This window comes from Cupriavidus oxalaticus (genome assembly GCF_004768545.1).
In the GTDB taxonomy this organism is placed as follows: domain Bacteria; phylum Pseudomonadota; class Gammaproteobacteria; order Burkholderiales; family Burkholderiaceae; genus Cupriavidus; species Cupriavidus oxalaticus_A.
Map to the genome: position 1 here is coordinate 2927748 of NZ_CP038635.1, position 20108 is coordinate 2947855.

Below are 20108 nucleotides of genomic sequence, written 5' to 3' on the forward strand. Positions count from 1 at the left end.
TCACCTATCCCCTTGCATGGCAGATTTCCACGAATTTTATCCCCTGCGCCGCCACAATACATTCGGATTCGATGCGCGCGCGCGCTTCGCCGTGCATGTGCGCAGCGAAGCCGACCTGACCGAGGCACTCGCGGACCCGCGCGCCAATGGCCTGCCGCTGGTAGTGCTGGGCGGCGGCAGCAACGTGGTGCTGACGCGCGACCTCGACGCGCTGGTGCTGCTGATGGAGATCCCGGGCTACCAGGTCGAGGATGCCGATGACGCCTGGCTGGTCACCGCGGGCGCGGGCGAGAACTGGAATGCGCTGGTCGACCGCACCATTGCCGACGGCAAGCCGGGCCTCGAGAACCTGGCGCTGATTCCCGGCACTGCGGGCGCCGCGCCGATCCAGAATATCGGCGCCTATGGGGTGGAACTGCGTGACCGCTTCGAAGGCGTGCGCGCCTATGACCGCCATGCCGACTTGTTCGTCTGGCTTGATTTACGCGCATGCGGGTTCGGCTACCGCGACAGCCTGTTCAAGCAGGCCGGCGCGGGCCGCTACATCATTACCGCGGTGACGCTGCGCTTGCCCAAGGCATGGCAACCGGTCCTGTCTTACGGCGAACTGGCGCGCGAGCTGTCCGGCAATCTCGCGCCGGACGCCGCCACGGTCCGCGACGCGGTGGTGGCGATCCGCACGCGCAAGCTGCCCGACCCCGCGCAGATCGGCAACGCCGGCAGCTTTTTCAAGAACCCGCTGGTCAGCGCCGCGCAGCGCGATACGCTGCTGCAGGCCAATCCCGACCTGGTGAGCTATCCCCAGCCGGACGGCAGCTACAAGCTCGCCGCGGGCTGGCTGATCGACCGCTGCGGGTTCAAGGGCGTCAGCGACGGCCCGGTGGGTGTCTATGGCAAGCAGGCACTGGTGCTGGTGCACCGCGGCGGCGGAACCGGCGCGATGCTCCTGGCGCTGGCCAACCGCATCGCGGATACCGTCGAAGCGCGCTTCGGCGTGCGGATCGAGCCCGAGCCGGTAGTGCTGTAGCGCCTTTAGCGCCTGCTGGCCCGGCGATCACCCGAAGTGGCAGACGTAGTCCAGCGTCTCCAGCACCTCGATGTCGAAGCTGCTGTTGCCCGGCACGTCGAACTGCTGGCCAGCGCCGTAGGCCTGCCAGTCTTCCGCGCCGGCCAGGCGCACGCGGCAGCTGCCGCCGTTGATTTCCATGATTTCCGGCGCGCCGGTGTTGAACGTCAGCGAAGCCGGGAAAATCACGCCCAGCGTCTTGCGGGTACCGTCCGGGAACAGCACGGTGTGGCTCACGCACTTGCCGTCGAAATACAGGTTGGCTTTCTTGACGACCGATACGTTGTCGAACTGGCTCACTTCCATCTCCTTCACTGTCTTGAATCAGACGTAAAAAGAGGGGCCATCGCGGCCCCTCCCCTGTTCACTCCGCGCGCGCTCAGTAGCGGCCGCAGAGCAGGTATTCCATCAGCGCCTTCTGCACGTGCAGGCGGTTTTCCGCCTCGTCCCAGACCACGCTCTTGGGACCGTCGATCACGGCGGCCTCGACTTCCTCGCCGCGGTGCGCCGGCAGGCAGTGCATGAACAGCGCGTCGGGCTCGGCGCGGTCCATCATCGCGGTGGTGACCATCCAGTCCTTGAAGGCGCGCTTGCGGGCTTCGTTCTCGGCCTCGAAGCCCATGCTGGTCCAAACGTCGGTGGTGACCAAACTGGCGCCCTGGCAGGCGGCGAGGGGATCCTCGAAGACCTTGACCAGGCTGGCGGCGGTCGCCGGCACCATGGCGGGATCGAGCTGGTATCCCGGCGGCGCCGAGAAATGGAAATTGAAGCCCAGCCGCTCGGCAGCCTGGATCCAGGTATAGGCCATGTTGTTGGCATCGCCGATCCACGCCACCGTCTTGCCGCGGATGCTGCCGCGCTGCTCGATGTAGGTGAAGATATCGGCCAGCACCTGGCACGGGTGGTATTCGTTGGTCAGCCCGTTGATCACCGGCACGCGCGAGTGCGCGGCAAAGCGGTCGATGATGTCCTGGCCGAAGGTGCGGATCATGATGATGTCGACCATGCGCGAGATCACCTGCGCCGCATCCTCGATCGGCTCGCCGCGGCCCAGCTGCGAATCGCGGGTGTTCAGGAACACCGCATGGCCGCCCAGCTGGTGGATGCCGGCTTCGAACGACAGGCGCGTACGCGTGGAATTCTTCTCGAAGATCATGGCCAGCGTGCGGTCGTGCAGCGGGTGCCAGGTCTCGTAGTTCTTGAACTTGGCCTTCAGGATCCGCGCGCGGTCCAGCAGGTACTCGTACTCGTCGGGAGTGAAGTCGCTGAACTGGAGGTAATGCTTGATCGGGGTTGGGCTCATAAAACAAAGAAGGCGGCTCGGTGGGGACGCGCCGTCATGAAGTGCCATGACCTGAGCGCGCCGCGGAGCCGCCTTTCGCGTCGCATACGCAATTTAACTGCAGGAATCATAAGGGATTATTTCTGCTTTGCCCAGCCCGGGACAACCCGTGACGGGCGCCGCGCCGAGCGCGTTGACAGGTTCCCGACAGGATTCCGCCCTTATGCGCAAGTCTTATATAAGATATAATACTGGCTGATTCACGCGGGGCCCCGGCATACCCTTGCCGCTGCGCGCCGCCGGCATCAAAAGTGCCCCCGCAGACACCGACGCCCCGCCTTCCCGGCCGGAAAAAGCGCGAACCAAACGCGCACCAGCCGCGTCAAACGGGCGCACGTTTCCGCGGGCTTAACCGTCGAGTCGTCGCCTCACCCGCAGTGTCCAGCCTCATGAACCCCAACGTTCGCGAATACTTTATCCAAGGCATTACCAAGGAAGGCAAGACCTTCCGCCCGAGCGACTGGGCCGAGCGGCTGTGCGGCGTGATGGCGCAGTTCCGCCCCGAAGGCGACACCGGCGATCCCCGGCTGACCTATTCCCCCTACGTGCGCCCCATCTTCGCCGGCAACGTCAAATGCGTGGTGGTGGATGTGCGGCTGCGCGATATCGAACCGAAGGCGCTGGATTTCGTGCTGAACTTTGCGCGCGACAACAACCTGCAACTGGTCGAGGCCTGCTCGCTGGAATGACATCGCGGTAGGTCGCCAAACTACAGGCGCCGCAAAAGCAAAAAGCTCGTCGGATGACGAGCTTTTTTGTCTGGCGGAACCGAAGTTCCGCCGCTGCCGGGCCGCCGGGGCGACCCACACAACAATCAGGCAGCAGCCATGGCCTTGATGGCGGCCGACAGGCGCGACTTGTGACGTGCAGCCTTGTTCTTGTGCACGATCTTCTTGTCGGCAATGCTGTCGATCACAGCTTGCGAGTTCTTGAACACTTCAGCGGCAGCAGCCTTGTCGCCGGCGTCGATGGCCTTGCGGACGGCCTTGACGGCGGTGCGCAGACGCGAGCGCAGGCTGGAGTTGTGAGCGTTCTGGGCGACGGCCTGGCGGGCGCGCTTGCGAGCTTGTGCGGAATTTGCCATTTCGAAAATATCCTGAATTCAGATGCGTGCCGCGGGGGACACAACAATTAAGTCATATCGAGCGACCCGGGATGCACTGACACACGAATCCGGAACGCAACTGTCCTTGTGAATCGGCAATTATACACAGATGCCGACACACGGCGCAAGACTGCTGGGACTTTGCCGACGCGTGCGGGGCCTCTCACAGGCGATCCGTATAATATGCGCCACATCGCGCCGGTGCGCGTGGCGAGCCGGCAACTTTACCGCGTTGCCCACGTCTGAAAGGCGTCCCGGGCGCCACGTCCGGCACACGCCGCCCCGCGGCCCGCGCCCGCACCGATCCACCGTCCCGCTCCGATCCACACCTTGAACCTGCTCAAAGCGCTCGCCACCATCAGCAGCCTGACGATGCTGTCGCGCATCACCGGCCTCGTGCGCGAGATCCTGATCGCCCGCGCGTTCGGCGCGTCGGAGATGACCGATGCGTTCAACGTCGCCTTCCGCATCCCCAACCTGCTGCGCCGCATCTTCGGCGAGGGCGCGTTCTCGCAGGCGTTTGTGCCCATCCTCGGCGAATACCACAGCAAGCGTGGCGAGGAGCAGACCAAGGCGCTGATCGACGCCGTCGCCACGGTAATGACCTGGGTGCTGATGGGCGTGTCGCTGCTGGGCGTGATCGGCGCGCCGCTGGTGATGACGGCGGTGGCGACCGGCTTCCGCGGGCAGAGCGAGACTTATACCGCCGCTGTCTTCATGACGCGGGTGATGTTCCCGTACATCGGCCTGATCTCGCTGGTGGCGCTGGCCTCGGGCATCCTGAACACATGGCGCAAGTTTGCCGTGCCGGCGTTTACGCCGGTACTGCTGAACCTGTGCCTGATCGTGGCCGCCCTGTTCGTCGGCCCGCACATGGACCAGCCGATCTATGCGCAGGCGTGGGGCGTGCTGGTCGGCGGCGTGCTGCAGCTGGCGATCCAGGTGCCGGCGCTGCGCCGCCTGGGCGTGATGCCGCGCCTGGGCTTCAATGTGCGCACTGCCTGGTCCGATCCCGGCGTGCGCCGCATCCTGCGCCAGATGGGGCCGGCGCTGCTGGCGGTGTCGGTGGCGCAAATCAGCCTGATCATCAATACCAACATCGCCTCGCACCTGGCCGCGGGCAGCGTCTCGTACCTGACCTATGCCGACCGGCTGATGGAATTTCCGACCGCGCTGCTGGGCGTGGCGCTCGGCACGATCCTGCTGCCGAGCCTGTCGAAGGCGAGCGCCAAGGAAGACCATGCGGAGTACTCCGGCCTGCTCGACTGGGGCCTGCGGCTGACCTTCCTGCTGGCGGTGCCCTGCGCGGTGGGGCTGTTCGTGTTCGGCGCACCGCTGACCGCGGTGCTGTTCCACTACGGCAAGTTCGACGCCCACGCCGTCGAGATGACGCGCCAGGCGCTGGTGTCGTACGGCACCGGCCTGCTGGGGCTGATCGCCATCAAGATCCTGGCCCCCGGCTTCTATGCGCGCCAGGACATCCGCACGCCGGTCAAGATCGCGCTGCTGGTGCTGGTGATCACGCAGGCATGCAACGTCGTGTTCGTGCCGTGGCTCGGGCATGCGGGCCTGGCGCTGTCGATCAGTGCCGGCGCCACCATCAATGCGCTGCTGCTGTTCTTCGGCCTGCGCCGGCGCGGCCTGTACAAGCCGGCGCCGGGCTGGTGGCTGTTCCTGGCGCGGCTGGGCACCTCGGTGCTGCTGTTGTCGGGCATGCTGCTCTGGTTCGCGCGCAATTTCGACTGGATCGGCCTGGGCGCCACGCCGCTGCTGCGCATCGCGCTGCTCGCGTCGTGCCTGGTACTTGCAGCGGTGGTCTACTTCGGTACACTGTGGCTCATGGGACTGCGCTATTCCGCCTTCAAGCGGCGCGCCGCCTAGGCGTGGTGACCCACGCTGCGCGCGGCGCCCCTGGCGGCACCGGGAATCCGATATGACATCCACCAAAGTCCTGGATTACTTCGCCAGCCTCGTGGCTGACGAAAACGGCATCCCGCTGACCGAGACCGCACTGTCCATCGCGCAGGATGCCTATCCGGACCTGGACCTGCAGGCCGAGCTGGCCGCACTGGACGTGCTGGCGCTGCGCCTGAAGCGCCGGATCGCCGAAGGCACGCCGGCAATCCAGCGGCTGCGGCTGCTAAATCATTTCTTCTATCGCGACCTTGGCTTTGGCCCGAACGCCAACGACTACTACGATCCGGACAACTCGTACCTGAACGTGGTGGTGCGGCAGCGGCGCGGCATCCCCATCTCGCTGGCGGTGCTGTTCATGGAACTGGGCCAACAGATCGGCCTGCCCCTCAAGGGGGTGTCGTTCCCCAACCATTTCCTGTTGCGCATGACCATCCCGGCGGGCGAGGTGATCCTGGACCCGCTGACCGGCGAAACGCTCTCGAAGGAGCAGTTGCAGGAAATGCTGGATCCGTACCTGGAGCGCGAAGGCATCACCGATTCCGGGCAGGTGCCACTGGGCCTGTTCCTGCGCGCGGCCAGCCATCGCGAGATCGTCGCGCGCATGCTGCGCAACCTGAAGGCGATCTACCTGCAGGAGTCACGCTGGCAGCGGCTGCTGGCGGTGCAGAACCGCCTGGTGATCCTGCTGCCGGGTTCGATCGAGGAAGTGCGCGACCGCGGGCTGGCGTATGCCAACCTGGAGTGCTTCCGACCGGCGCTGGCCGACCTGGAAGCCTATGTGCAGGCACGCCCCGATGCCGCCGATATCGGCCAGATCCGCGAGCGCATGCCGGCACTGCGCATGATGAGCCGCAGCCTCAACTGACGGGGCTGCGTCAGATATTACAGGCGCTTCAGCGCTCCACGCGCGAGGGCCGGCGGCGATTGCCGCGCACCAGCTTCCACAGTCCGCCCAGCACCAGCGGCACCACCGCCGCGCCGATCCCCGCCAGCACGATCAGGTTCAGGTACTGCTTGATGAACGGCAGGTTGCCGAAGAAGTAACCGGCAAAGACCAGCCCGACCACCCAGGCAAGCGCGCCCAGCACGTTGAACATCTGGAAGCGCGCGAAGGTCATCTGCGACACGCCGGCGACGAACGGCGCAAAGGTGCGCACGATCGGCACGAAACGCGCCATCACCAGGGTCTTGCCGCCATGCCGCTCGTAGAAATCATGGGTGCGGCGCAGCGCATCCTGGTCCAGGAAGCGCCACTGGTGGTCGAACACCTTGGGCCCGATCCAGCTGCCCACCCAGTAGTTGACGGTATTGCCAGTGACGGCCGCCACCAGCAGCAGGCCCACCAGCGCCCATTCGTTCATGGCGCCGGTAGCGCAGAAGGCGCCGGCGATAAACAGTAGCGAGTCGCCCGGCAGGAACGGCAGGACCACCAGCCCGGTTTCGGCGAACACGATCAGGAACAGGATGGCATAGACCCAGTGGCCATACTGGTCGATGACGGTGCCGAGGTATTTGTCGACATGGACCAGCATGTCGATGAGCTGCAAAGCGAATTCCAAGTCGTTCCCCGATATGGTTTGGTTGACTGCACAAGTCCACGCGGCGCGTGCCGCCCTGGCATGAATCATACAAGAGCCGGCGTGCCCTTCCGCCACTTGTCGCGGGCCGGTGGCGCCGACTCTGCGTGGACGGCCACGTATAATCGCCGGATGCCCGATTCCGCCAGCCAGAGCCCCGTTCGCACCACCCTTCGCGCCACCCTTCGCACCTCCCAGCTGCCGCGTCCGATCCGTCCGCTGCCGGACCAGCTCATCAGCCAGATCGCCGCCGGCGAAGTGGTGGAGCGCCCGGCGTCGGTGGTCAAGGAGCTGCTGGAGAACGCGCTGGACGCCGGTGCCACGCAGCTGGGCATCCGGCTGGAAGAAGGCGGCGTGCGGCGCATCGTCATCACCGACAACGGCTGCGGCATCCCCGCCGCCGAGCTGCCGGTGGCACTGATGCGCCACGCCACCAGCAAGATTGCGTCGCTCGACGAACTGGAATCGGTACTGACGCTGGGCTTCCGCGGCGAGGCGCTGGCCTCGATCGCTTCCGTCTCCCAACTTGCGCTGACCAGCCGCACCGCTGCCGACGCCCATGCCACGCAGGTCAGTGCCGATACCGGCACCGTGCAGCCGGCGTCTGGCGGAGTCGGCACCACGGTCGACGTGCAGCATCTCTACTTCAACACGCCGGCGCGCCGAAAGTTCCTGAAATCGGAGCAGACCGAACTCGGGCATTGCCTGGAGATGGTGCGCCGGGTGGCGCTGGCACGGCCGGACGTGGCCATCTCGGTCCACCACAACGGCAAGCCGCTGGAGCACTGGAACGCCGGCGACGTCGCCAACCGCACCGCGCAGGTACTGGGCGCCGACTTCGCGCGGGCGCGGTTGCCGCTGGACGAACAGGCCGACACGCTGCACGTGTACGGCTTTGCCGGCCTGCCCACCGCGTCGCGGGGGCGGCCCGACCAGCAGTACTTCTTCGTCAACGGCCGCTTCGTGCGCGACAAGCTGCTCAACCACGCGGTGCGCAGCGCCTACCAGGACGTGCTGCACGGCGACCGTTTCCCGTCGTACGTGCTGTGCCTGGACCTGCCGCCGGAGATGGTCGACGTCAACGTGCACCCTTCCAAGATCGAAGTGCGCTTCCGCGAATCGCGCGCGGTGCACCAGTTCATCTATCACGCGGTGCAGCGCAGCCTGGCACGCCAGGCCGGCGAGAATGGCGACAGCCTGCATACCGATGAGGACGGCGAGATCCGGCTGCCGGCTGCGGCGCCTGCGGGCGCCCGACCGTCATTTGGCGGCGGCAGCGGCGGTGGTGGCAGCCAGTGGGTCAACTACTCCGCGGCGCGGCAGACCGAGCTCGGCATTGCGCAGCCGCGCCAGGCCTACCTCGGCATGGTGCGCGACGCGACCGCGCCGACGCCTCGCCCGTATGGTGCTCCAGGTGGCAATTTTCCCGGCGCTTCGGCGCAGCCGCCCGCCTGGCTGGCCGATGCGCAGGCCGCGCGCGCCGACGAGCCGCCGGGCCTGCTCGACCGCCTGCCGCCGGCCTCCGCCGACGCGGCAGACACCACCGACGACCACCCCCTCGGCTATGCCATCGCCCAGCTGCACGGCATCTATGTGCTGGCGCAGAATGCGCGCGGGCTGGTGCTGGTGGACATGCACGCCGCGCACGAACGCATCCTCTACGAGCAGATCAAGGCCGGCCTGGACGCGCGCGACCTGGCCGTGCAGCCGCTGCTGATCCCGGTCACGCTGCCCGCCAGCCCGGTGGAAATCGGCTCGGCAGAGGAGCACCAGGAAACGCTGGCGCTGCTCGGCTTCGACATCACGCCGGTATCGCCGACCACGCTGGCGGTGCGCGCGGTGCCCGCGCTGCTGCAACAGGCCGACGCCGAAGCGCTGGCGCGCGACGTGCTGCGCGACCTGCACGCCTACGGCGGCTCGCGCGTGCTGGCCGAGCGCCGCAACGAGCTGCTGGCCACGCTGGCCTGCCACAGCGCGGTGCGCGCCAACCGCAAGCTCACCGTCGAGGAAATGAACGCGCTGCTGCGCCAGATGGAGCAGACCGAGCGCGCCGACCAGTGCAACCACGGCCGCCCGACCTGGGTGCAACTGACCGTGACCGAGCTGGACCGCCTGTTCCTGCGCGGCCAGTAGCGCCACCGCCTCTTTACGACTCTGCCGACGATGTCCGCCGTACCTGACGATTCCGCCACGCCTGCACCCGTGGTCTGCCTGCTCGGGCCCACCGCCTCGGGCAAGACCGCCGCCGCGCTGGCGCTGGCGGCCGATGCGCCGGTGGAGATCATCAGCCTGGACTCAGCGCTGGTGTACCGCGAAATGGACATCGGCACGGCCAAACCCACGCCCGCAGAACTGGCCGCGGCGCCGCACCACCTGATCGACATCATCGATCCGGTCGAGAGCTATTCCGCGGCGCAGTTCGTCACCGATGCCGGGCGGCTGATCGGCGAGATCCGCGCGCGCGGCAACGTACCGCTGATCGTGGGCGGCACCATGCTCTACTACAAGGCGCTGACGCAGGGGCTGAACGACTTGCCGCAGGCCGACCCCGCGGTGCGCGCCGAGCTGGACCAGCTCGCCGCCGAGCGCGGCTGGCCGGCGCTGCATGCGATGCTGGCGCAGGTCGACCCCGTCACCGCGGCGCGCCTGGCGCCCAACGATGCGCAGCGCATCCAGCGCGCGCTCGAAATCCACCGGCTTTCGGGCCAGCCGATGTCGGCGCTGCTGGCCCGCCAGGCCGAGGGCCGCACCTTTGCCGGTGCCGCAGACCAGCGCTACCGCGTGATCGCGCTCGAGCCCTCGGACCGGCTGGCGCTGCATGCGCGCATCGCGCAGCGCTACGACGCCATGCTGGCCAACGGCTTTATTGACGAAGTCCGCCGCCTGCGCACACGCGAGGACCTGCATCCGGGGCTGCCGTCGATCCGCTGCGTCGGCTACCGGCAGGTGTGGGAATACCTCGACGGCGAGTGCGATTTCGACACCATGCGCGAGCGCGGCATCGCTGCCACGCGCCAGCTGTGCAAGCGCCAGCTGACCTGGCTGCGCAGCACGCCGGAGCGGCTGGTGGTGGACTGCCTGGCGCCGGGCTATGTTGACGAGGTGCGCAAGCTGGCGGACTTTGGCCACTGACGGCAATGTGATGCACAGGCGATAATCGCGGATCCTGTTCTTGCCTACTCACGGACATGTCCAGATCCGCCTTCACCCTGCGCCCCGCCACCGCTGCCGACAGCGAAACCCTGTTCAACCTGATCCTGGCGCTGGCCGAGTACGAAAAGCTGACGCATATCGTCGAAGCCACGCCGCAAAAGATCGAGGAAGCGCTGTTCGGCGCCACGCCGCACGCCGAAGCGGTGCTGGTTGAAGTTGACGCCAATGGCGCGCCCAAGGCGGTCGGCTTCGCCCTGTTCTTCCACAACTTCTCCACCTTCCTCGCCAAACCCGGCCTGTACCTGGAAGACCTTTACGTCGACCCGGCCTGGCGTGGCCACGGCTTGGGCAAGGCGTTGCTGCAGCACCTCGCCGCGCTGGCGGTCGAGCGTGGCTGCGGCCGCTTCGAGTGGTCGGTGCTGGACTGGAACCAGCCGTCGATCGACTTCTACCAGGCCATGGGCGCCGAAGTGCTGCCCGACTGGCGCATTTGCCGCGTCACCGGCGACGCGCTGGCCAGGCTGGGCAAGGCGAAGTAAATCCGCCGGCGCTGGCAACCGGTCCACCGCCGGTGTTATACACTTGATGGCAAGCCGCCATACAATGACGGCACCGAATGTCTTTTTCGGACCACCCGCGCCGACCCGCCATGCCACGAACCAGAACCGACCAGCCCGCGCCTGCCCTGGGCAATGCCAACGAAAACGATGCGGACAACGCGCGCGGTGCGTCGGTGGAGGAAATCGCCGACCGTATCCTGACCGCGATCTGGGAACACCGGCTGCCGCCCGGCACCAAGCTGGTCGAGGAAAAACTGGGCAGCGTATTCGGCGTCAGCCGCACCAAGGTGCGGCTCGCCTTCGGCAAGCTGGCCCATGAAGGCGTGCTGACGGTGCACCCGAACCGCGGCACCTTCGTGTCGAGCCCGAGCGTGGCCGAAGCCAGGCAGGTGCTGCATTCGCGCCGCCTGCTCGAACCGGCGCTGGTGCGCGACCTTGCCGGCGCGATCGATGCGGCCGGGCTGAAAGCGCTGCGCGCGACCACGCGCGAGGAAGCGCAGGCGCGCGACAGCAACGACCGGCGCGCCATCATCCGGCTGTCAGGCGAATTCCACTGCAGGCTGGCCGAGCTGACCGGCAACCAGTACCTGGGCAAGTACATGCGCGAGCTGTGCTCGCTGACATGCCTCATCATCGCGCTGTACGACGCGCCGGGCGTGCCGTCGTGCCCGCATCACGAGCATGACGATATCGTCGATGCGCTGGAAGCCGGCGATGGCGAGCGCGTGGCGCAGCTGATGGACGAGCACCTCGAGCATGTCGAGAGCACACTGCGGCTGGAATTGCCGGCTGAAGAGAAAGTGGACCTGGAAGCGGTGTTCGCCGCGGTGTAAGGCCGGCGTCATTCCCGCTGCGCGCGGAAATGACGCGGTGTTGGACAGACAGTGTTCAGCGGTGCTCGATGCGCGCCGCCAGCGCCTGCGCCAGGCCGATCGTCGGTTTGGCATCCGGACGCCGGAACGTGCCCGCGGTGGCCTTGCGCGGCTGCAACGCGACCAGCGCCTCGGCCTGCTTGACCGCGGCAGCCATCTGGTCGACCACCGGCACCGGGATGCGATCGCGCACGCGCGCGGCCAGGCCCGCCAGCGGCGCGCCGGCCAGGATCACCACGTCGGCCTCGTCTTCCACCACGGCGCGGTTGGCCAGTTCCACCAGCACCGCTTCCTTTTCTTCCTGCACGTCCGAGACCGAGGCAAAGCTGCCGTCGAGCATGCGGATGCCGGCCAGCCGGCCGCGCAGGCCGTGCATGTCCACGCATTCCTCGTACCAGGGGCCGAGGGCGCGCGCGAAAGTGACGATCGAAAAGCGCCGGCCCAGCATGCAGGCCGACAGCATGGCCGCCTCGGCCATGCCTACCACCGGCAGGTCGAACAGCTCGCGCGCGCCCATCAGGCCGGGATCGCCAAAGGCGGCGATGATCGCGGCGTCGAATTCCGTGTGGCGTTCCGCCAGCATCTCCAGCGCAATGGCGCCGCCGATCTGCGCCTCGGCGCGCGTGGCGATATACGGCACGCCACGGCTGGCGGTCAGCGGCACCAGCTCGGTGCCGGGCGATGCCACCGGCGTGGCCGCGGCCATCAGCCGCGCGGTGATGCCTTCGCTGGTATTGGGATTGAGGACAAGAATTCGCATATCTTTGTTATCCGTAGTTATCCGTTAGCGCCGGGCCGCGCCGCGAGCACGCGTTCGGCAAGCCTGGCCGCGGCCAGCACGGTGCGGTCGGCGCCGCGCGGGCCGGCGATCTGCAGGCCCACCGGCAGGCCGTCGCGGCCGCTGCCGCAAGGCACCGAGATCGCCGGTGCCAGCGCATGGTTGAAGAAAGGGGTGAAGACCGCATGGGCGCGCGGCTCGACGGCAACGCCGCCGATCCGTTCGGGCCCGAGCCGGTCGTTACGCCACGCCACGCACGGTGTGGTCGGGCACAGCAGCAAGTCGTAGCGGGTAAAGAACTCCGCCATGGCCAGCGCGATCTGGTGGCTGGCTTCGCGGGCACGCGCCACGTCGGCGCCGGTCCACGCCAGCCCGCGCTCGATCTGGCGCGCGACATCCGGATCGAATACATCGGGATCGCGGCGCCAGGCGTCGCCGTAGAGATTGGCCAGCCCCACGTGCTGCAGCGGCATCAGTGCTGCCTCGTCGGCGCCCCGGGGCCAGGCCGGGTCGGCCATCTCGATGCTCAGGCCTGCCGCCTGCAGCCGCGCCACGGCCTGCGCGCACGCGTCGGCGACGTCATCGTCGACCGGCGTATCGAGCCCCAGGCGCGGGCTCAGCGCGATCCTGAGCGTATGCAGCGGGCGCTCGGCCGCCAGGCTGAAGCCCAGCGTATCGGGATCGCGTGCATCGGCGCCGGCCAGCGCCTCGAACATCAGCGCCGCATCGGACACGGTACGCGTGATCGGCGCGATCACCTGGATGCCGTTGAAGGCATGGGCAAAGCCGATCGAATCGGGAATCGCGCCATAGGACGGCTTGAAGCCGACCACGCCGGCATGCGCGGGCGGGCGCCGGCTGGAGCCGCCGCCGTCGGTGCCCAGCGCCAGCGGCGCCATGCCGGCAGCCACCGCCACCGCGCAGCCGCCGGACGACCCGCCGGCGGTCAGCGTGGCGTCGAGCGGATGGCGCGTCAGGCCGTAGACCTTGTTGGTGGTCAGGCCCTTGCAGGCGAACTCCGAGGTATTGCCCATGCCGAGCACGATCGCGCCGGCGCGGCGCAGGCGCTCGACCGCGATCGCATCGGCCGGCGCGATAAAGTCGCGGTACAGCTGCGAGCCCTGCGTGACGCGGCGGCCCTGGCTCCAGATCACGTCCTTGACGATCACCGGCACGCCCGCCAGCAGCGGGCGCTCGCCCTGCGCCAGCCGTGCGCGCAGCTGCGCCAGGTCGGCGTCGACCAGCTCCTGGCGTTGTTCGAAGACGGCGTTGAGCTGGTCGTTGCGCGCCGCGATGCGGGCCTGGAACGCGGCCACCACCTCGGCGGGATCGAGGCGGCCGGCGGCCACGCGCCCGGCGATGGTGGCGGCGTCCAGGCTGTTGGTCAGTTCCATATCGGCAGTGTCGGTCAGATCATCGAAAAAACCACCGCATTCACAGGCTGCCGCCCGAGGTGCGGTAGCGCGGCCGCGCCATCTCCGGCAGCGCGCACGGCAGGAACTCGCCATGGCCGGCCTCGGCGCGCACTTCGCCTTCATGCGCGATGACCTTGCCGCGCACCAGCGTGGTCACCGGCCAGCCGGTCACGCGCTGTCCTTCATACGGCGTGTAGTCGACGGCGTGGTGCAGGTCGGCATTGCGGATCTGCACTTCGCGCTTCGGATCCCACAGCACCAGGTCGGCGTCGGCGCCGATGGCGATGGTGCCCTTGCGCGGGTGCAGGCCGTACAGCTTGGCGGGATTGGTCGAGGTCAGCGCCACGAACTGGTTCACCGAGATGCGGCCGCCGTTGACGCCCGCCGAGAACAGCAGCGGCAGGCGCGTCTCGAGGCCCGGGATACCGTTGGGGATGTACTGGAACGGCACTTCCTTGCCGCCGGGCTTCTTGCCCTCGGGATCGTCGTAGCGGAACGGCGCGTGGTCGGACGAGAAGATGGTGAACAGGCCGTCGGCAAGCCCGTCCCAGATCACCTCCTGGTTGCCGCGGTCGCGCGGCGGCGGGCTGCAGACGCACTTGGCGCCGTGGTAGTCGGGCTGGTCCAGGTCGTCGGCGGTCAGGAACAGGTACTGCGGGCAGGTCTCGGCAAAGATCTTCATGCCGTGGTTGCGCGCCCAGCGGATCTGCTCCACCGCTTCCTTGCCGGAGACGTGGACGATCAGGATCGGCACATCGACCAGCTCGGAGAAGGTGATGGCGCGGTGCGTGGCCTCGCGCTCGATCGCCATCGGCCGGGCCAGCGCATGGAAGCGCGGCGCGGTGTTGCCGGCGGCCTCGAGCTTGTCGGTCAGCCACGCGATGCAGTCGGAATTCTCGGCATGCACCATCACCAGTGCGCCTTCCTGGCGCGCCACCGACAGCACCTCGAGGATCTCGCGGTCGTTAAGCTTGAGGTCGTCGTAGGTCATGTAGATCTTGAACGACGAATAGCCCTCGCGGATCAGCCCCGGCAGTTCGTCCTGCAGCACGGCATGGGTCGGGTCGGCAACGATCAGGTGGAAGGCATAGTCGACCACCGACTTGCCGCCGGCGCGGCGATGGTAGTCGTCCACCGCCGCGCGCAGCGAATGGCCCTTTTCCTGCGCGGCAAACGGGATCACGGTGGTAGTGCCGCCGCACGCGGCCGAGACCGAGCCGGTGCGGAAGTCGTCGGCCATCCTGAGGCCGTCCGGCATGGGCTGGTCCAGGTGGCAGTGCGCATCGACGCCGCCCGGCAGCACCAGCTTGCCGCTGGCGTCGATGACCTCCGTGGCTTCGCCCAGGTCAAGGCCGAGCTGCACGATCCGGCCGTCCCTGACGGCGATGTCGCATTGCATGGTGTCGCTGGCAGTCACCACGGTGCCGTTGCGGATGATCAGGTCAAACTGTTTCACGATGTTCGTCACGTAAGGAAAAGAAGGGGCGCGCCGGGCGCCCCCGAGGTTGTCTTCAACGGTCTGCGTCGGACAGGTGCATCCGCGCGGTTTCGCGTGCGGCGGCCGCGGCGACCGCGATCAGCGCGCACACCACCGCCAGGTAGATCGCCACCGGCGCGGTGCTGCCGAAGCGGTCGAGCAGGCCGATCGCGATCAGCGGGGCCAGCGCGCCGCCGAACACGCCGGCGAACTGGAAGCCGAGCGAGGCACCGGTGACGCGCACCCGGGTGGCGAACAGCTCGGGCAGGAACGAGGCCAGCGGCGAGAACATGAACGACACCAGCACCATGCCGACGAACGAGGCCAGCATAATCAGCGCAGGGCTGCCGGTCTTGACCATGGCAAAGAAGACAAAGGCCCACACCGCGCCGCCGATACCGCCGATCATCAGCACCGGGCGGCGCCCGATGCGGTCAGCCAGCAGCCCAGCGATCGGGATGAACAGGATCTGCGCCACCGCGCCCAGCAGCACGGCGTTAAGCGCGATGCTCTTGGGCAGGCCCAGCTTGGTCGGCACGAAGTACAGCAGGAACAGCGTGAACACATAGAAGGCGATGTCGCCGCCCAGCCGCGCGCCGAAGGCGATCAACAGCTGCTTCTTGTAGTTGCGCAGCACTTCCATGATGGGCGCGCGCGCTTCGGCATGCGATTCCTCCAGCTTCTCGAACATGCCGGATTCCCGCACGTTGGAGCGGATATAGAGCCCGACCCCGACCAGCAGCGCCGACAGCAGGAACGGCACGCGCCAGCCCCAGCTGAGGAAGGCTTCTTCGGACACCTGCCACGTCACCAGCGCAAAGATGCCGTTGGCCAGCAGCAAGCCGATCGGCGCCGCCAGCTGCACCAGGCTGCCGAGGATGCCGCGCCGCTTACCTTCGGGATCAAGCTCGTTGACCATGATCGCGGCCCCGCCCCACTCGCCGCCCAGCGCCAGGCCCTGCACCACGCGCAGCAGCACCAGCAGCAGCGGCGCCAGCGCGCCAGCCGCGGCATAGGTCGGCAGCAGGCCGATGCCGAAGGTGGCCAGGCCCATCATCAGCAGCGTGATGATCAGGATCGACTTGCGGCCCATCTTGTCGCCGAAGTGGCCGAAGATGGCCGCGCCCAGCGGCCGCGCCACGAATGCCACGCCATAGCTGGCGAAGGACAGCAGCGTCGCGGTCAGCGGATCGCTCTGCGGGAAGAACAGCTTGGGGAAGACCAGCGCCGCGGCCGATCCGTAGATGAAGTGGTCGTAGAACTCCAGCGTAGTGCCGGCCAGGCTGGCCCCGGCGACGCGCGCGACTGACTGTTTCTTGGCCGACGCGCCTTTTCCCGCGGCGTCGATGCTGACTGCTTGCATGGTGTTCCTCCAATGGTCCCTGGCCTGCCCGCTGCGCATCGGTCGCCGGTTGCGCGCGGGGTTGTCTCCGACGGGGCATGCATGCGCCTCGCCTTTGCTCAGTACATTAGGCCATAAACCGCCATACAATCAAGCAAAATATTGTTTGTCAGATATGGTGCATATGCATGCTGGAATTTGGTGCAATGCACTAAAGCGATATCTGCCACAAATGGTGGCAGCGGGTTCGGGTAAACAACTAGTCACCATATCCGCCAGGGCACGGACGAAAAAAAAACGGCGCATGCCCGAAGGCAAGCGCCGTTTTCTGTATGTGTGAAACGCTGAGGTCGCGTCAGATCACGATGGTCTGGGCCTCGCCCTCGGCACGTTCGCGGATCTCACCAATCTCCCACACGGCTTCGCCGGCGGCCTGCAGGTGGCGGATGGCGCGTTCGGCGTCTTCCTTGGCCACGATCACCACCATGCCGATGCCGCAGTTGAAGACGCGGTGCATTTCGTCGTCGGCCACGCGGCCCTGCGCCTGCAGCCACTGGAACAGCGGCGGCAGGGTCCAGGCATCACGATGCAGCACGGCAGTCACGTTCTGCGCCAGCACGCGCGGCACGTTCTCGGTCAGGCCGCCGCCGGTGATGTGGGCCATGCCCTTGACCGGAAGGGTCTCGATCAGAGACAGCAGCGGCTTCACGTAGATGCGCGTCGGCGCCATGATGGCGTCCTGCAGGCGCTGGCCGTGGAAGTCGGCATTCAGGTCCGGCTTGGCCACCTCGATGATCTTGCGCACCAGCGAATAGCCGTTGGAATGCGCGCCCGACGACGCCAGGCCCAGCACCACGTCGCCCGGGGTGATGGTGCTGCCGTCGATGATCTTCTTCTTCTCGACCGCGCCGACGGCAAAGCCGGCCAGGTCGTATTCGCCGTCCGGGTACATGCTCGGCATTTCAGCGGTCTCGCCGCCGATCAGCGCGCAGCCGGCCAGTTCGCAGCCGCGGGCGATGCCCTGGATCACGGTGGCGGCGGTGTCGACGTCCAGCTTGCCGCAGGCGAAGTAGTCCAGGAAGAACAGCGGCTCGGCGCCCTGCACCAGGATGTCGTTGACGCTCATTGCGACCAGGTCCTGGCCGACGGTGTCGTGGCGGTTCAGCTGGAACGCCAGCTTGAGCTTGGTGCCCACGCCGTCGGTGCCCGACACCAGCACGGGCTCCTGGAATTTCTTCGACAGCTCGAACAGCGCACCGAACCCGCCGATGCCGGCCATCACGCCTTCGCGCATGGTGCGCTTGGCAAACGGCTTGATGCGGTCGACCAGCGCGTCGCCGGCATCGATGTCAACACCGGCGTCGCGGTAGGAAAGGCCGGCCTGGCCGTCGGTCGGGGATGCGCTCATGGGAACCTGCTTGTCCTGGAGGAATAAAGGGAGGAACTAAAGTGACAAATCCGGCGCTCGCGCAGTCGGGGCTTCCGTTGCAGCTTCCGCCGCTTGGCATCGGAAGGCGGGCGCGAGTCCAGTAGAATCGCAATTTTAACGGATAGAGGCCCCCGGCTTCCAGTTTCCGGCCAACTATGCCGAAAACCCGCCCTGCCGCCTCTTGCCCAGATTATTTGATGAACGCCCCGCTGCTGAACCACGAGACCAAACGCATCCTGCTCTGGATCGCAGTGGCCGCCGCGCTGTTCGCCGCGATCATCGCGCTGGCGCCGGTGCTGACGCCGTTCCTGTTCGCGTTCATCTTCGCCTATATCCTGAACCCGGGTGTGGACTGGCTGCAACGGCGCCGGGTGCCGCGCGCCATCGGCGTGACGCTGATGATCCTGCTGCTGACGGTGATCTGCGTGATGCTGGTGCTGCTGCTGATCGCGGTGCTCCAGCGCGAGATCCCGCAGGTGCGCGAGCAGTTGCCGATCCTGCTGAAAAAGCTCAATTCCGTGGTGGCGCCGCGGCTGGCGGAGTTCGGCGTGCGCGTGCGCTTTGACTTCCCGGGGCTGCGCAGCATGCTGTCGGACCGCTTCTCGGCCAGCCCGGAAGACCTGCTGGTGGTGTTGCTGAACTACGTCAAGATGTCGGGTTCGGCACTGATCGAGGTGGCGGGCATCATCTTTATCGTGCCCATCGTCATGTTCTACCTGATGATGGACTGGCACATGGTGATGCGCCGCATCGAGGGCGTGGTGCCGCGCCGCTGGGTGCCCAAGGTGCGCGAGCTGACCAACGAGACCGATGCCCTGCTGTCGCAATACCTGCGCGGCCAGATCCTGGTGATGGTGATCCTGGCGGCGATCTACTCGATCGGGCTGACCATTGCCGGCTTCGATATCGGCGTGCCGGTCGGGGTCTTCACCGGGCTGGCGGTCTTTATCCCGTATATCGGCTTCGGTGTCGGGCTGGTCATGGCGATCCTGGCGGCGATGCTGCAGTTCGGCAACTGGTATGGGCTGGGTGCGGTGGCGGTGGTGTACGGCTTCGGCCAGTTCATCGAGAGCTTCTACCTGACGCCGCGCCTGGTGGGCGAGCGCATCGGGCTGCACCCGCTGGTGGTGATCTTCGCGCTGCTTGCCTTCGGCCAGCTGTTCGGCTTCTTTGGCGTGCTGCTGGCGCTGCCGACGTGCGCCGTGCTGCTGGTCGGCGCGCGGCAGCTGCGCCGGGTTTACGTGGCCAGCGACCTGTACCGAAAATAACGGCTGCCACTATCCCGACCCCATCCCCCAGACGCCACCCCGCAAGTTAGCCATACGTCATGTCCCCGCGTCCCAACAAGCAACTGTCGCTCGAACTGGGCAGTCCGCCGCCTTCGACCTTCGAGAATTTCGTGGTGGCGGCCAACCGCGAGCCGGTGCAGCGCCTGCAGGAGCTGCCCGCCGCGGTCGCGCAGGAGCGCGCCACCGACCGGCTGGTCTACCTGTGGGGCGAGGTCGGCTGCGGCCGCACCCACCTGCTGCACGCGGTCTGCGAGGCAGCGCCACAGCATGGCATCCGCTCGCGCTACCTGAGCCCGCACCACCCGTTGTCCGACTTCCTGTTCGACCCGTGGTGCCAGCTCTACACCGTCGACGATGTCGAGCTGCTGGACGAAGCGCGCCAGATCGCGGTGTTTTCGCTGTACAACGAGGTGCGCGCCCACGTGCGCACCGCGCTGGTGGTCGCCGGCGGCCTGGCCCCGCGCGCCATGCCAGTGCGGGAAGACCTGCGCACCCGGCTGGGCTGGGGCCTGGTGTACCAGGTCGCGCCGCTGTCCGACGACGACAAGAAGGCCGCAGTGCTGCAAGCGGCACGCGAGCGCGGCCTGCAGCTGTCGCCCGAGATCACGCACTGGCTGGTCACGCGCCACTACCGCGACATGCCCAGCCTGATGGCGCTGCTCGACGCGCTCGATACCTACTCGCTCGAACGCAAGCGGCCGGTCACGCTGCCGCTGCTGCGCGAGATGTTCGCTGAATTCCGGGACTAGGCGACGGCCCCGCCCCGCCCGCTCCCTTACCCCATCC

The 20108-nt window shown here is 67.2% G+C and carries 19 protein-coding genes; 10 read left to right on the plus strand and 9 right to left on the minus strand.

The genetic code is table 11. From position 1 onward, the window contains the following. The first annotated feature begins 16 nt into the window (after positions 1-16). Complete coding sequence (murB, locus tag E0W60_RS24375) at positions 17-1027, plus strand: UDP-N-acetylmuramate dehydrogenase (protein WP_135705878.1); 1011 nt, start codon at positions 17-19, stop codon at positions 1025-1027. A gap of 27 nt (positions 1028-1054) precedes the next feature. On the opposite strand, the gene E0W60_RS24380 is transcribed toward murB, so the two are convergent. Continuing rightward, positions 1055-1366 (minus strand): pyrimidine/purine nucleoside phosphorylase, encoded by a 312-nt coding sequence (locus E0W60_RS24380; RefSeq protein ID WP_135705879.1) that lies wholly within the window; start codon positions 1364-1366, stop codon positions 1055-1057. A gap of 79 nt (positions 1367-1445) precedes the next feature. Continuing rightward, the gene (gene argF / locus E0W60_RS24385; protein ID WP_133092240.1) at positions 1446-2369 is read right to left on the minus strand and encodes an ornithine carbamoyltransferase; all 924 of its coding nucleotides are present in this window, start codon (positions 2367-2369) and stop codon (positions 1446-1448) included. 428 nt (positions 2370-2797) lie between these two features. On the opposite strand from argF, the gene E0W60_RS24390 reads away from it, so the two are divergent. After that, the gene (locus tag E0W60_RS24390; protein ID WP_063240208.1) at positions 2798-3097 is read left to right on the plus strand and encodes a DUF3579 domain-containing protein; all 300 of its coding nucleotides are present in this window, start codon (positions 2798-2800) and stop codon (positions 3095-3097) included. Positions 3098-3222: 125 nt separating this feature from the next. Here the strand turns inward: E0W60_RS24390 and rpsT are convergent, their stop codons facing one another. Beyond that, the gene (gene rpsT, locus E0W60_RS24395; protein ID WP_063240209.1) at positions 3223-3492 is read right to left on the minus strand and encodes a 30S ribosomal protein S20; all 270 of its coding nucleotides are present in this window, start codon (positions 3490-3492) and stop codon (positions 3223-3225) included. Between the two features lie 351 nt (positions 3493-3843). Between rpsT and murJ the strand changes: the two genes are divergently transcribed. Together murJ and E0W60_RS24405 are read left to right on the plus strand one after the other, a co-directional pair. Next, positions 3844-5394: a murein biosynthesis integral membrane protein MurJ gene (murJ, locus tag E0W60_RS24400; protein WP_133092241.1), complete on the plus strand. Its 1551-nt coding sequence runs from the start codon at positions 3844-3846 to the stop codon at positions 5392-5394. Between the two features lie 52 nt (positions 5395-5446). Then, positions 5447-6295 carry a SirB1 family protein gene (locus E0W60_RS24405; RefSeq protein ID WP_133092242.1) on the plus strand — a complete coding sequence of 283 codons (849 nt, stop codon included), beginning with the start codon at positions 5447-5449 and terminating at the stop codon, positions 6293-6295. Positions 6296-6323: 28 nt separating this feature from the next. On the opposite strand, the gene E0W60_RS24410 is transcribed toward E0W60_RS24405, so the two are convergent. Then, positions 6324-6977, minus strand: a complete 654-nt coding sequence (locus tag E0W60_RS24410; RefSeq protein WP_133092380.1) for a VTT domain-containing protein — start codon at positions 6975-6977, stop codon at positions 6324-6326. Between the two features lie 162 nt (positions 6978-7139). Here E0W60_RS24410 and mutL point away from each other — a divergent pair, with 162 nt between their 5' ends. The 4 genes from mutL to E0W60_RS24430 all read left to right on the plus strand — a co-directional run bounded on the left by mutL (position 7140) and on the right by E0W60_RS24430 (position 11553). Then, entirely contained in the window at positions 7140-9140 is a 2001-nt protein-coding gene (mutL, locus tag E0W60_RS24415) for a DNA mismatch repair endonuclease MutL (protein ID WP_135705880.1), read from the plus strand. Between the two features lie 30 nt (positions 9141-9170). Further along, entirely contained in the window at positions 9171-10139 is a 969-nt protein-coding gene (gene miaA, locus E0W60_RS24420) for a tRNA (adenosine(37)-N6)-dimethylallyltransferase MiaA (RefSeq protein ID WP_135705881.1), read from the plus strand. A gap of 56 nt (positions 10140-10195) precedes the next feature. Continuing rightward, the gene (locus tag E0W60_RS24425) at positions 10196-10699 is read left to right on the plus strand and encodes a GNAT family N-acetyltransferase (protein WP_135705882.1); all 504 of its coding nucleotides are present in this window, start codon (positions 10196-10198) and stop codon (positions 10697-10699) included. Between the two features lie 110 nt (positions 10700-10809). Further along, positions 10810-11553, plus strand: coding sequence for a GntR family transcriptional regulator (locus E0W60_RS24430; RefSeq protein WP_135705883.1), 744 nt, complete (start codon positions 10810-10812; stop codon positions 11551-11553). 55 nt (positions 11554-11608) lie between these two features. On the opposite strand, the gene E0W60_RS24435 is transcribed toward E0W60_RS24430, so the two are convergent. The 5 genes from E0W60_RS24435 to purM form a co-directional block, all read right to left on the minus strand. Beyond that, positions 11609-12352, minus strand: a complete 744-nt coding sequence (locus tag E0W60_RS24435) for an aspartate/glutamate racemase family protein (RefSeq protein WP_029045961.1) — start codon at positions 12350-12352, stop codon at positions 11609-11611. Positions 12353-12369: 17 nt separating this feature from the next. After that, positions 12370-13764: an amidase gene (locus E0W60_RS24440; RefSeq protein ID WP_135705884.1), complete on the minus strand. Its 1395-nt coding sequence runs from the start codon at positions 13762-13764 to the stop codon at positions 12370-12372. A 40-nt stretch (positions 13765-13804) separates the two neighbouring features. Beyond that, positions 13805-15241 (minus strand): dihydropyrimidinase, encoded by a 1437-nt coding sequence (gene hydA / locus E0W60_RS24445; RefSeq protein WP_135705885.1) that lies wholly within the window; start codon positions 15239-15241, stop codon positions 13805-13807. Positions 15242-15296: 55 nt separating this feature from the next. Then, positions 15297-16625 carry an MFS transporter gene (locus E0W60_RS24450; protein ID WP_133092250.1) on the minus strand — a complete coding sequence of 443 codons (1329 nt, stop codon included), beginning with the start codon at positions 16623-16625 and terminating at the stop codon, positions 15297-15299. Between the two features lie 334 nt (positions 16626-16959). After that, on the minus strand, positions 16960-18012 hold the full coding sequence (purM, locus tag E0W60_RS24455) for a phosphoribosylformylglycinamidine cyclo-ligase (RefSeq protein WP_135705886.1): 1053 nt from the start codon (positions 18010-18012) through the stop codon (positions 16960-16962). A gap of 218 nt (positions 18013-18230) precedes the next feature. Here purM and E0W60_RS24460 point away from each other — a divergent pair, with 218 nt between their 5' ends. Further along, positions 18231-19301, plus strand: coding sequence for an AI-2E family transporter (locus tag E0W60_RS24460; RefSeq protein WP_133092252.1), 1071 nt, complete (start codon positions 18231-18233; stop codon positions 19299-19301). Positions 19302-19360: 59 nt separating this feature from the next. After that, a complete protein-coding gene (hda, locus tag E0W60_RS24465) occupies positions 19361-20071 on the plus strand; it encodes a DnaA regulatory inactivator Hda (RefSeq protein WP_133092253.1) in 711 nt (236 codons plus the stop codon). The last annotated feature ends 37 nt before the right edge of the window (positions 20072-20108 follow it).